The following is a 12,513-nucleotide window of genomic DNA, read 5'->3' on the forward strand; positions in this document are numbered from 1 at the left end:
TCGAGAGGCCGCCCCCACGTGACGCTGATCACCGCGCCGCGAGCAGGGCCTTCGACGGCGGGCAGGGCGCCGCCGGAAGGCCCGTGGGTCCTACGACTGCAACCCCAACTCGCGGGCGACCAGCATCCGCTGCACCTCGCTGGTACCCTCGCCGATCTCCAGGATCTTGGAGTCGCGCCACATACGGGCCACCGGGTACTCGTTCATGAAGCCGTACCCGCCGTGGATCTGCGTGGCGTCACGGGCGTTGTCGACGGCGACCGTCGAGGAGTACAGCTTCGCCAGCGCCGCCTCCTTCTTGAACGGTTCGCCGAGGACGAGGCGCGACGCCGCGTCGCGCCAGCCGATCCGGGCCATGTGCGCCCGCATCTCCATGTCGGCGATCTTGAACTGGATGGCCTGGTTGTCGCCGATCGGACGGCCGAACGCGCGGCGCTCCCTGGCGTACTTGACGGACTCGTCGACACAGCCCTGCGCCAGACCCGTGGCGAGGGCGGCGATGGCGATCCGGCCCTCGTCGAGGATGCGCAGGAACTGGGCGTAGCCCCGGCCCTCCTCGCCCAGCAGGTTCGCGAAGGGCACCCGGACGTCGGAGAACGACAGCTCCCGGGTGTCCGACGCGTTCCACCCGACCTTCGAGTACGGGGCGGCGACGGTGAAGCCCGGGGTGCCCGACGGGACGATGATGGAGGAGATCAGCGGCTTGCCCGCGTCCGTGCGGCCGGTGACGGCGGTGACCGTGACCAGGCCCGTGATGTCGGTGCCGGAGTTGGTGATGAAGCACTTGGAGCCGTTGATCACCCACTCGCCGGTCGACTCGTCGCGAACGGCCGTGGTCTTCGTACCGCCCGCGTCCGAGCCGGCGTCCGGCTCGGTCAGCCCGAAGGCGCCGAGGATCTCACCGGAGCAGAGCCGGGGCAGCCACTCCCGCTTCTGCTCCTCGGTGCCGAACCGGAAGACCGGCATCGCGCCGAGCGAGACCCCGGCCTCCAGGGTGATGGCGACGGAGGAGTCGACGCGGGCCAGCTCCTCCAGGGCGATGCCGAGGGCGAGGTAGTCGCCGCCCATCCCGCCGTACTCCTCGGGGAAGGGCAGGCCGAACAGGCCCATCCGGCCCATCTCGCGGACGATCTCGTACGGGAACTCGTGCCGCTCGTAGAAGTCGCCGATCTTGGGGGCGACCACGTCGTGGGCGAACGCCTCGACGGTGCGGCGCAGTTCCTCGTGCTCGGGAGTGAGGCGGTGGTCGAGCGACATGGCTAGGACTCCTTGTGGGAAGCCGTGCCCGCGAGGGCGCGAACGGTGCGTGAAGGGCTGGGACGGCCCAGCCGCTCGGCCATCCACACGCTGGTGGCGGTGAGCCGGCCGAGGTCGACCCCGGTCTCGATGCCGAGGCCGTGGAGCATCCACACGAGGTCTTCGGTGGCGAGGTTCCCGGTGGCGCTCTTCGCGTACGGGCAGCCGCCGAGGCCGCCCGCGGAGGCGTCCACGGTGGTGACGCCGTGCTGGAGCGCCGCGAGGGTGTTGGCCAGTGCCTGGCCGTAGGTGTCGTGGAAGTGCACCCCGATGGCGCTGGTGGGCACACCCTCCTCGTTCAACCGGGCGAGCAGCGCCTGGACATGGCCCGGGGTGGCGACGCCGATGGTGTCGCCGAGGCTCAGCTCGTCGCAGCCCAGGTCCATCAGCCGCCGGGCCACGCGGACGACCTGGTGGACGGGCACCGCGCCCTCCCACGGGTCGCCGAAGCACATCGAGAGATAGCCGCGGACATGGACCTCGTCGTCCTTCGCCCGGGCCACCACGGGCTCGAACATGGCCAGCGACTCCTCGACCGTGCGGTTGAGGTTGCGCGCGGCGAAGGTCTCCGTCGCCGACGCGAACACGGCGATCCGCCGCGCGCCCAGCGCGAGGGCACGGTCGAGCCCGCGTTCGTTCGGTACGAGGACCGGCAGGGCCACGCCCCCGATGTCCGCGAGCCGCGGGAACAGGTCCTCGGCGTCCGCGAGTTGGGGCACCCACCTGGGGTGGACGAAGCTGGTCGCCTCAACCGTCGTCAGCCCGGCCCCGGCGAGACGGTGGACGAACTCCGCCTTCACCTCGGTCGGGACGACCTCCTTCTCGTTCTGCAGACCGTCGCGGGGCCCGACCTCGTGGATCCGCACACGTGGCGGCAGACCGGCGACAGGCACCTCCATCGGCAGTCCCTCGGTCATGCCGTGTCCTCCTCGCCCTCGTCGTCGTGCGGGGCGACGACGGCCAGGACCTGGTCCATGACGACGGTCGTCCCCGGGGTGACGTCCAGTTCGGTGACGGTCCCGGCGTGCGGCGCGGAGATGACGTGCTCCATCTTCATCGCCTCCACGACGAGCAGGCTCTGGCCGGCGTCCACCGCGTCCCCGACCGCCACCTTCACGACCGTGACGGTGCCGGGCATCGGCGCGGCGAGCGTGTCGGCGCCCTGCCGGGCCGCCCCGCTCAGGCTCGCGGCGACCGGGTCGTGGTCCTGGACGTACCAGGAGTCGCCGTCGCGACCGAGCCAGGTCCCGCCGGGGGCGGCGGCGTGGTGGAGGGTGTGGGCGAGGCCGTCGATCTCGACACCGATCGTCGCGCTGCCCGCGCCCGCGTCCTTCGCGCGCCGGACGCGCCGGACGGGCAGCCCGTCCAGCACGGCCTCGGAGCCGCGTAGCCGGACCTCCACCGGGTCGTGGCCCGGCACCCGGAAGTGGTGGACGGTCCAGGCGGGTTCACCGCCGAGACGCCAGCCGCCGGGGACGGAGAACGGGTCGGTCCAGCCGGACGCGTCCACCGGCGCGGGCGCCTCCCGCAGCAGCGCGGCGGCGGCGTACACCTCCGGGGGGACCGTGCCGTCGACGAGGGAGTCCGCCTCCCGCTCGACGAGGCCCGTGTCCAGGTCTCCCGCGACCACCTCGGGGTGGTCGAGCAGCCGGCGCAGGAAGCCCGCGTTCGTCGGCACGCCCAGGGTGACGTTGTCCGCCAGGGCCGCTCGCAGCCTGCGCAGCGCGGTCGCGCGGTCGGGGCCGTACGCGATGACCTTCGACAGCATCGGGTCGTAGAGGCTGGAGACCTCCGTGCCCTCGCTGAGGCCCGAGTCGGTGCGCACCCCGTCGCCCCGGGGCTCGCTCAGGGAGAGCACCGTGCCGCCCGACGGCAGGAAGCCGCGCGCGGGGTCCTCCGCGCAGATACGGGCCTCGACCGCGTGGCCGGTGAGCGCGATGTCCTTCTGGCCGAAGGGCAGTTCCTCGCCCGCTGCCACCCGCAGCTGCCACTCCACCAGGTCCAGGCCGGTGACCAGCTCGGTCACCGGGTGCTCGACCTGGAGCCGGGTGTTCATCTCCATGAAGTAGTACGAGGACGGGTCGCCGCCGGGGACGATGAACTCGACGGTGCCCGCGCCCCGGTAGCCGCAGGAGCGGGCCGCCTGGACCGCCGCCTCGCCCATCGCCGCGCGGATCTCCTCGTCCAGCAGGACGGAGGGCGCCTCCTCGATGATCTTCTGGTGGCGGCGCTGGAGGGAGCACTCGCGCTCTCCGAGGTGCACCACGTTGCCGTGGCCGTCCGCGAGGACCTGGATCTCGATGTGCCGGGGACGGTCGATCCACCGCTCCACCAGCAGGGTGTCGTCGCCGAACGACGCGCGCGCCTCCCGCCGGGCGGCCGCGATCTCCTCCAGCAGGGCGGACTCCACGCGGGTCAGCCGCATGCCCTTGCCGCCGCCGCCCGCGGAGGGCTTCAGCAGGACCGGCATGCCGATCTCCCGCGCCGCCTCGGCCAGTTGGTCGTCGGTGAGTCCCGAGCCGGAGGAGCCCGGCACAACCGGGACCCCGGCCGTCCGCACCGTCTCCTTGGCGCGGATCTTGTCGCCCATCAGGGAGATGGCGTCGGCGGGCGGCCCGATGAACACCAGGCCCGCCTCCTCGCAGGCGCGGGCGAATCCGGCGTTCTCCGCGAGGAAGCCGTAGCCCGGGTGGACCGCCTGGGCGCCGGCCCGGCGGGCCGCCTCCAGCAGGCGCTCGACGGAGAGATAGCTCTCGGCGGCGGGCGCCGGGCCGAGCCGGACGGCGGTGTCCGCCTCGCGGACGTGCCGGGCGTCGGCGTCGGCGTCGCTGAACACGGCGACCGAGCGGACACCGAGGGCCCGCAGCGTACGGATGACGCGGACCGCGATCTCGCCTCGGTTGGCAACCAGAACGGTGTCGAACATCCGCTGTCCTTCGAACGTCACAGTGGTCCTCACATCCGGAATACGCCGAAGCCGGGCGCCGAGGCGTCCCTCTCGGGCAGCGGGGCGTTGGCACAGGCGGTCAGGGCGAGCCCCAGCACCTGCCGGGTCTCCAGCGGGTCGATAACCCCGTCGTCCCACAGCCGGGCCGTGGCGTAGTACGCGTTGCCCTGCTGCTCGTACTGGGCGCGGATCGGGTCCTTGAACGCCTCCTCCGCATCGGCGGGCCACTCCTCGCCACGCGCCTCCAGCTGGTCCCGCTTGACGGTGGCCAGCACGGACGCGGCCTGCTCGCCCCCCATCACCGAGATCTTGGCGTTGGGCCACATCCACAGGAAGCGGGGCGAGTAGGCGCGGCCGCACATGGAGTAGTTGCCCGCGCCGTACGAGCCGCCGACGACGACGGTCAGCTTCGGCACCCGGGTGCAGGCCACGGCCGTGACCATCTTGGCGCCGTGCTTGGCGATGCCGCCCGCCTCGTAGTCCCTGCCGACCATGAAGCCGGAGATGTTCTGCAGGAACACCAGGGGGATGCCGCGCTGGTCGCACAGCTCGATGAAGTGGGCGCCCTTCTGGGCCGATTCGGCGAACAGGATGCCGTTGTTGGCCACGATGCCGACCGGGTGGCCGTGGATCCGGGCGAAGCCGGTGACCAGCGTGGTGCCGAACTCGGCCTTGAACTCGGCGAAGCGGGAGCCGTCCGTGACGCGGGCGATGATCTCCCGGACGTCGTACGGCGTGCGGGAGTCCACCGGCACCGCCCCGTACAGCCCGAACGGGTCCGCCTTGGGCTCCTCGACCGGCTCCACCGACCAGGGGAGCGGACCGCGCCCGGGGAGGGTGGACACGATGCTCCGCACGATCCTCAGGGCGTGCGCGTCGTTCTCCGCGAGGTGGTCCGTGACACCGGAGACCCGGGAGTGGACCTCGCCGCCGCCCAGCTCCTCGGCCGTGACGACCTCACCGGTCGCGGCCTTCACCAGCGGTGGGCCGCCGAGGAAGATCGTGCCCTGGTTCCGCACGATCACGGCCTCGTCGCTCATCGCGGGGACGTAGGCGCCGCCGGCCGTGCAGGAGCCGAGCACCGCGGCGATCTGCGGGACGCGCGCCGCGGAGAGCCTCGCCTGGTTGTAGAAGATCCGGCCGAAGTGCTCGCGGTCGGGGAAGACCTCGTCCTGCATCGGCAGGAACGCGCCGCCCGAGTCGACGAGGTAGACGCACGGCAGCCGGTTCTCCAGGGCCACCTCCTGGGCGCGCAGGTGCTTCTTCACCGTCATCGGGTAGTACGTGCCGCCCTTGACCGTGGCGTCGTTGGCGACGACGACGACCTCGCGGCCGCCGACCCGGCCGATGCCGGCGATCACCCCGGCCGCCGGGGCCTGCCCGTCGTACATGCCGTCGGCCGCGAGCGGTGCCAGCTCGAGGAAGGGCGAGCCCGGGTCCAGGAGCGTGTCCACCCGGTCGCGCGGCAGCAGCTTCCCGCGCGCGGTGTGGCGCGCCCGGGCCTTCTCGCCACCGCCGAGCCGGGCCGCCGCCAGCTTCGCGCGCAGGGTGTCGGCCAGGGCGTGGTGCGCCGCCTCGTTGGCCTGCCAGGCGTCCGAGGCGGGATCCTCCGCACTCGTCAGCACAGGTGCTTGCCGCATCGTGTCGTGCCCCCTGTCAGAGCATCGTTCGTGTTAATGGGCGTTAACCCACGCGTTCAGGTTAACGATCGCTAACAGTCTTGTCTAGAATCAGTGGCATGAGCACCAGGACCGACGCTCCGACCCGTCGCGAGCAGATCCTCAAGGAGGCCGCGCGCCTCTTCGCCGAGCGCGGCTTCCACGGCGTCGGCGTCGACGAGATAGGCGCCGCCGTCGGTATCAGCGGCCCCGGGCTGTACCGCCACTTCCCCGGCAAGGACGCGATGCTCGCCGAACTGCTGGTCGGCATCTCCGGCCGGCTCCTGGACGGCGGCAGGCGCCGGGTCGCCGAGGCGGACGGCATCCCCGAGCAGGTGCTCTCCTCGCTCATCGACGGGCACATCGACTTCGCCCTCGACGACCGCCCGCTGATCACCCTCCACGACCGGGAGCTGGACCGGCTGCGGGACAGCGACCGCAAGCTGGTGCGCCAGCTCCAGCGCCAGTACGTCGAACTGTGGGTGGACGTCGTCCGCAAACTGCACCCCGGGACCGGCGAGGGCCAGGTCCGGGCGGCCGTCCACGCCGTCTTCGGCCTGCTGAACTCCACCCCGCACCTGGGCTCGTACGGAAACGGGCTGCCGGGCCGCGCGGCCATGGAGGACCTGCTGCGCAGGCTCGCCCACGGGGCGCTCGCCTCGCTGCCGTAGGGGGTGGCCCCCGGCGGCCGGCGGTGCCCCGGGTGTCCGGCCACCGGGACGCCGGGCACGCTCCGCACACCTGGCGGCACAATGGGCGCATGCCGATACCGAACCGCGCCGCCCTCGTCGACCATCTCGTCCGCACGCGTATCGCCGGAGAGGTCGCCACCCCGCGCGACAACAACCTCTCCCACTACCGCAAGCTCGCCAACGGGGACCGCCACTACTGGCTGGGCCTCGAACTCGGCGACCGCTGGAGCGACGAGCAGGACGTCCTGGCCGTCATGGCCGAGCGCTGCGGCGTCAACGACGACCCGCAGTACCGGTACGGCCAGGACACCATCGACCCGGAGCTGACCGTCGACGCCCTGGACCGGATGGCGGCCCGGCTGAAGCAGGCCGCCGCCGGACGGGAGTCGGTCCTCTTCGCCACCGGGCACCCGGGCGGGCTGCTCGACGTCCACCGGCAGATCGCCGACGCGCTCAGATCCACGGGCTGCGAGATCGTCCGGATCCCCTCCGGGCTCACCGCGGACGAGGGCATGGTCTACCAGTTCGCCGACGTGGCCGTGCTGGAGCGCGGCGCGACCCTGTGGCACACGCATTCCCCCGCGCCGATGGCCGCGATCCTGGACGGGCTGGAGCGGGACGGACGGGCCCGGCCCGACCTGGTCGTCGCCGACCACGGCTGGGCGGGCTGCGCGGGACAGCGGGGCGTCGACGCGGTCGGCTTCGCCGACTGCAACGACCCGGCCCTGTTCATCGGCGAGGCGGAGGGCACGGTCCGGGTGACGGTCCCGCTGGACGACCATGTCACGGACCCGCGCTTCTACGACCCGATGACGGCGTATCTCCTGGACGCGGCCGGTCTCCTCTGAGTCCCGGCGGCTCCCCGGCCGACACCGGCCGCACCCGGTGCACGGCCGGTGTCGGGTCGAGGTACACCCGGCGGATCGCCGGGAAGCGCTGGCGCAGCTGCTCCTCGGCGTCCTCGCACGCCCACTCCACCTGCTCCGCCGACGCGACGTCCCGGAAGTTCACCTTGGCCGCGATCAGGGTCTCGGCCGGCCCCTGGACCAGGGTCGTCAGCTCCAGCACCTCCACGATGTGCGGGACCGTGAGCAGTTCCTCGTGCACCGCCCTGCGCATCCGGGGCGGCAGCGGCCGGCCGATGAGCAGTTGGGCGTTGCTGCGGACCAGCACCCAGGCCACGTACACCAGCAGCAGGCCGATGAGGATGGAGGCGATCCCGTCCGAGACCGAGGAGCCGGTGAGCTGGGCGCCGACCAGGCCGCCCGCCGCGAGCAGCAGCCCGCTCAGCGCCGCGGAGTCCTCCATGACCACGGCCTTGACCGCCGTGTCGGGGGTGTAGCGCAGATAGCGGCGCGCGGGCGTGCCGAAGCGGGCCGCCTCGCCGCGGATCTGCCGGACGCCGGTCCGCAGCGAGTAGCCCTCCAGCACGGCGGCGACGGCCAGAACGACGTACGAGGGCAGCGGATTGCCGAGCTTCTCGCTCTGCGTGAGGGTGTGGACGCCGTCGTAGACGGAGAAGACCGCGCCCCCGACGAAGGTGGCGACGGACGCCAGCATCGCCCAGACGTAGCGCTCGGGGCCGTAGCCCAGCGGGTGCTCCTCGTCGGCGGGTTTCGCGCTCCGCCGCAGGCCCGTCAGCAGCAGCAGCTCCGTCACGGTGTCGGCGACCGAATGGGCGGCCTCGGAGAGCATCGCGCTCGATCCGCTGATGACGCCCGCGACGGCCTTGGCCACGGCGATGCCGAGGTTGGCGAGCGCCGCGACGATCACGGTGAAGGTGCTCTCCGGCGCCTTGTCGGGTTCGATCCGCTCCGGCGCAGGCACGGGGGCGTCGGCGGGCCCGCCGGGCACACGCGGTGTCCCGGACGGGCCGCCGGTGCTCTCTTCGCTCGCCATGAGGGGAGCGTATGTCTGTTATGCCCCCCTCGCTCGGGCGCGGCGCCGCCCCCTCGGAGTGCCACCCGCGCGTCTCGGGCGCGGCCCGCCGGGTGCCGCCCGGTGGAGCCGGCCCGCGATCGCAGCAGCCGCCGCCCGGTGCCGGACTGACGACGAACCTCTTCGTTCGCGGGCCTGTCGCCGCGGTCGCCCGGCGGCCCGCGGCGGCAGACGGCCGGGCCGACGCGCTCCGCAGCCGCGGGTGCGCACCGCGGACGTCGCGGCGGGGACTGGACGGGGCCCGGACGCGACGGGCGTCGCCGGTCGCCTCGGACGCGGTCAGTCGTGCGGGACGCGGACGACGCCCTCCTGGATCACCGAGATCGCCAGCCGCCCGTCCTGGGTGTAGATGCGGGCCTGGCCGAGGCCGCGGCCACCGTGCGCGCTCGGCGACTCCTGGTCGTACAGGAGCCACTCGTCGGCGCGGAACGGGCGGTGGAACCACATCGCGTGGTCCAGCGAGGCCCCGACGACGTCCCCGACCGCCCAGCCGCCGCGCCCGTGGGCCAGCAGCACCGAGTCGAGCAGTGTCATGTCGGAGACGTACGTGGCGAGGCAGACGTGCAGCAGCGGGTCGTCCGCGAGCTTGCCGTTCGTGCGGAACCACACCTGTGAGTGCGGCTCTCGCCGCTCACCGATGCTCGCGTACGGGGGCCGGCCGACGTACCGGATGTCGACCGCGGCACGGGCATCGAGCATGCGCCGCACGATCTCCGGGTGAAGGGGGTTCCCCGCGTACTGGGGCAGCCGCTCGGCGGCGGTCGGCAGGGTCTCCGGGTCCGGCGCGTCGGGCATCACCGCCTGGTGGTCCAGCCCGTCCTCCCAAGCCTGGAAGGACGCCGAGAGGTGGAAGATCGGCTGGCCGTGCTGGACGGCGACGACCCGCCGGGTGGTGAAGGACCGGCCGTCGCGGATGCGGTCGACCGTGTAGACGATCGGCGCGCCAGGATCGCCCATGCGCAGGAAGTACGCGTGCAGGGAGTGCGCCGCACGGTCCTCCGGCGCGGTGCGGCCCGCGGCGACGAGCGCCTGGGCCGCGACCTGTCCGCCGAAGACGCGGGGCACGATCGTGGAACGCGAGTGGCCGCGGAAGATGTCCTGCTCGATCCGCTCCAGGTCGAGCAGATCGAGCAGGTCGTCAAGAGCCTCGCTCACAGGGTCAGAGGCCCATCGACTTGGCGATGATCGACTTCATGACCTCGCTGGTGCCGCCGTAGATCCGGTTGACGCGGTTGTCGGCGTAGAGGCGGGCGATCGGGTACTCGTTCATGTAGCCGTAGCCGCCGTGCAGCTGGAGGCACCGGTCGATGACGCGGTGGGCGACCTCGGTGCAGAAGAGCTTCGCGGAGGCGGCCTCGGCCGGGGTCAGCTCGCCCGCGTCCAGCGCCTCCAGGGCGCGGTCGGCGACGGCCTCGGCGGCGTCCACCTCGGCCTGGCAGGAGGCCAGTTCGAACTTCGTGTTCTGGAAGGACGCGACCGTCTTGCCGAAGACCGTGCGGTCCTGCGTGTACTCCTTGGCGAACCGGATCGCGGCCTTGGCCTGCGCGTAGGCGCCGAAGGCGATGCCCCAGCGCTCCGACGGCAGGTTCTGGCCGAGGTAGTAGAAGCCCTTGTTCTCCTCGCCCAGCAGGTCCTCGACCGGGACCTTGACGTCGACGAACGCCAGCTCGGCGGTGTCGGAGGTGCGCAGGCCCAGCTTGTCCAGCTTGCGGCCGATGGAGTAGCCCTCGGACTTGGTGTCCACCGCGAAGAGGGAGATGCCGAAGCGGCGGTCGTCCTCACGCGGGGCGGAGGTGCGGGCGCAGACGATCACGCGGTCGGCGTGGACACCGCCGGTGATGAACGTCTTGGCGCCGTTCAGGACGTAGTGGCTGCCGTCCTCCGACAGCTTGGCCGTGGTCTTCATGCCCGCGACGTCCGAGCCGGTGCCCGGCTCGGTCATCGCCAGCGCCCACATCTCCTCGCCGGTGACGAACTTCGTCAGGTAGCGCTTCTTCTGCTCGTCGGTGGCGAGCATCTTGATGTACGGCAGGGCCAGCAGCACGTGCACGCCGGAGCCACCGAAGTTGACGCCCGCACGCGCGGTCTCCTCGTAGAGGACGGCCTCGAACTTGTGGGTGTCCAGACCCGCGCCGCCGAACTCCTCGGGCACGTTGATGCCGAATATGCCGAGCTCACCGAGCTTGTAGTAGAAGTCGCGCGGCGCCTGGCCGGCGGCGAACCACTCGTCGTAGACGGGGACGACCTCGGCCTCGATGAAGGCACGGACGGTCTCCCGGAACGCTTCGTGGTCCTCGTTGAATACGGTCCGGCGCACGGACGCCTCCTCGGCACGGTGTCGGGTCACTGGCTGGGCACAGACGAGCACACAGAGCTGTCTAAGCGCTTGCTCAGAATAAGTTACCCGGCGGTTGTTGAAACTGTCCAGAGTGATGCGGGGCACGTGCGGGGCGGCGGCCGGACGGGGCGGCCGAGCGTGACGGCCGGTCGTGACGACGGGAACGTGACGACGGCCCCGTCACACGACGGGGCCGGTTGCGGAGCCCATTCGCTGCCCTGGTGGTCGGGGAGGTGGACGGGGCGTGCCCGGATCGAGCCGCTGTCCTTCGCGGCCACTACTCTGGCGGCGGAGAGGGGTCGGCATGCTGCTGAGATTCCGTACAGCGAACGTGCGGTCACTGCGCGACGAGCAAGAGCTGACGTTCGTCGTGCCCGAAGACGACGCGGGCACGTCCGCACGCCCGGTGAGACTCGCGGGCGACCAGTCACTCGCCGTGCTTCCACTGATCGGAATCTTCGGAGCCAACGCCTCCGGCAAGTCGAACGTGCTGGCCGCGATGACGGACATGCGTGCCGCCGTCATGAATTCGTACGCACGCTGGGCGGCCTTCGACGGGACCGCGCGCATTCCCTTCGCCCTGGACGGCAAGGACGGGCAGGAGTCGGCCAGCTTCTTCGAGGTGGACCTCGTCCTGGACGGCGTGCGCTGGACGTACGGCTTCGAGCTCGGGACGGAGCGGGTCGAAGCCGAGTGGCTGCACAGCTACCCCCGGGGCCATCGGCAGGTGTGGCTGGACCGCGACGCCGCCCGTGCCAAGGTCTACGACTGGCCGGGAAACCGTGTGAAGGACCGAGCCGGACTCGAGCGGCGCACCCGGCCCAACGCCCTGCTGCTGTCCACGGCCGGCACGGACAACCATCCGCAGTTGACCCCGCTCTTCCACTGGTTCCGCCGCAACCTCTGGCTGATCAACCCGGAGGACGAGCGCGAGCAGCGCGAGGCCTTCACAACGCGGGAGTTGACCGGCAGCCGCGCGCGCCGCATCAACGAACTGCTGCGGGTCGCGGACCTCGGAATCACCGGTGCGGAGATCGACCAGGAGGGCCGGGGACCTGCAACGGTCAAGCTCACCCACCGCTCCGCCGCGGGAGACGTGGCCTTCGACTGGACTCAGGAGTCCTTCGGCACCCGCTCCTGGTTCGCTCTGCTCGGTCCCCTGCTCCTCGCCCTCGACGAAGGCGCCGTCCTGCTCGTCGACGAACTGGACGCCAGCCTGCACCCGCGCTTCGCCGCGGAGGTCGTCCGGCTGTTCCACGACCCGCAGGCGAATCCGCGGGGGGCGCAGCTCGTCTTCACTTCGCACGACCCCTCCGTGCTCAGCACCCCGAGCGGCGGCCGGCTGCTGGAGCCCGGACAGGTATGGCTGACGGAGAAGGACAAGGAAGGCGCGACGGATCTGTATCCGCTGACAGCAGCGTCCCCGGGGGAGGACGAGGACCTGATGAAGTCCTACCTGGCGGGTGCCTTCGGCGCGGTGCCCTCTCTTCTGGAGGGTCAGATCGCGCGGCGGCTGCTGGCGGCGAACGAACGGGAACGCGAGTATCGGGAGCGAGCGAGAGCAATTGGCGAAGCTGCGAACGCTCAAAGTAGGGCTTGTGGACGATCTGTTGAGCGGAAGGGGCTGACCAGGAGCTGTTGAGT

The 12,513-nt window shown here is 71.8% G+C and carries 10 protein-coding genes; 3 read left to right on the forward strand and 7 right to left on the reverse strand.

Annotated features, from left to right (window positions below):
• Positions 1–90: 90 nt before the first annotated feature.
• From FEF34_RS24955 to FEF34_RS24970, 4 genes are read right to left on the reverse strand one after another with little or no spacing between them, the layout of a single operon-like run.
• On the reverse strand, positions 91–1,257 hold the full coding sequence (locus FEF34_RS24955; RefSeq protein ID WP_138055141.1) for an acyl-CoA dehydrogenase family protein: 1,167 nt from the start codon (positions 1,255–1,257) through the stop codon (positions 91–93).
• A gap of 2 nt (positions 1,258–1,259) precedes the next feature.
• Positions 1,260–2,213, reverse strand: coding sequence for a hydroxymethylglutaryl-CoA lyase (locus tag FEF34_RS24960; protein ID WP_138055142.1), 954 nt, complete (start codon positions 2,211–2,213; stop codon positions 1,260–1,262).
• The gene (locus FEF34_RS24965) at positions 2,210–4,222 is read right to left on the reverse strand and encodes an acetyl/propionyl/methylcrotonyl-CoA carboxylase subunit alpha (RefSeq protein ID WP_138055143.1); all 2,013 of its coding nucleotides are present in this window, start codon (positions 4,220–4,222) and stop codon (positions 2,210–2,212) included. The genes FEF34_RS24960 and FEF34_RS24965 overlap by 4 nt, the downstream gene beginning before the upstream one ends.
• A 29-nt stretch (positions 4,223–4,251) precedes the next feature.
• The gene (locus tag FEF34_RS24970) at positions 4,252–5,883 is read right to left on the reverse strand and encodes a carboxyl transferase domain-containing protein (protein WP_138055144.1); all 1,632 of its coding nucleotides are present in this window, start codon (positions 5,881–5,883) and stop codon (positions 4,252–4,254) included.
• A 98-nt stretch (positions 5,884–5,981) separates the two neighbouring features.
• On the opposite strand from FEF34_RS24970, the gene FEF34_RS24975 reads away from it, so the two are divergent.
• Together FEF34_RS24975 and FEF34_RS24980 are read left to right on the forward strand one after the other, a co-directional pair.
• A complete protein-coding gene (locus FEF34_RS24975; RefSeq protein ID WP_138055145.1) occupies positions 5,982–6,572 on the forward strand; it encodes an SACE_7040 family transcriptional regulator in 591 nt (196 codons plus the stop codon).
• 89 nt (positions 6,573–6,661) lie between these two features.
• The gene (locus FEF34_RS24980) at positions 6,662–7,441 is read left to right on the forward strand and encodes a phosphatase (protein ID WP_138055146.1); all 780 of its coding nucleotides are present in this window, start codon (positions 6,662–6,664) and stop codon (positions 7,439–7,441) included.
• On the opposite strand, the gene FEF34_RS24985 is transcribed toward FEF34_RS24980, so the two are convergent.
• The 3 genes from FEF34_RS24985 to FEF34_RS24995 form a co-directional block, all read right to left on the reverse strand.
• The gene (locus FEF34_RS24985; RefSeq protein WP_138055147.1) at positions 7,377–8,492 is read right to left on the reverse strand and encodes a cation diffusion facilitator family transporter; all 1,116 of its coding nucleotides are present in this window, start codon (positions 8,490–8,492) and stop codon (positions 7,377–7,379) included. The two genes, FEF34_RS24980 and FEF34_RS24985, sit on opposite strands and share 65 nt — an antisense overlap.
• 318 nt (positions 8,493–8,810) lie before the next feature.
• Positions 8,811–9,686 (reverse strand): acyl-CoA thioesterase, encoded by an 876-nt coding sequence (locus tag FEF34_RS24990; RefSeq protein ID WP_138055148.1) that lies wholly within the window; start codon positions 9,684–9,686, stop codon positions 8,811–8,813.
• Between the two features lie 4 nt (positions 9,687–9,690).
• Positions 9,691–10,848, reverse strand: a complete 1,158-nt coding sequence (locus FEF34_RS24995) for an acyl-CoA dehydrogenase family protein (protein ID WP_138055149.1) — start codon at positions 10,846–10,848, stop codon at positions 9,691–9,693.
• Positions 10,849–11,173: 325 nt separating this feature from the next.
• Between FEF34_RS24995 and FEF34_RS25000 the strand changes: the two genes are divergently transcribed.
• Entirely contained in the window at positions 11,174–12,511 is a 1,338-nt protein-coding gene (locus tag FEF34_RS25000; protein ID WP_138055150.1) for an AAA family ATPase, read from the forward strand.
• The last annotated feature ends 2 nt before the right edge of the window (positions 12,512–12,513 follow it).

Source organism: Streptomyces marianii, assembly GCF_005795905.1.
In the GTDB taxonomy this organism is placed as follows: Bacteria; Actinomycetota; Actinomycetes; order Streptomycetales; family Streptomycetaceae; genus Streptomyces; species Streptomyces marianii.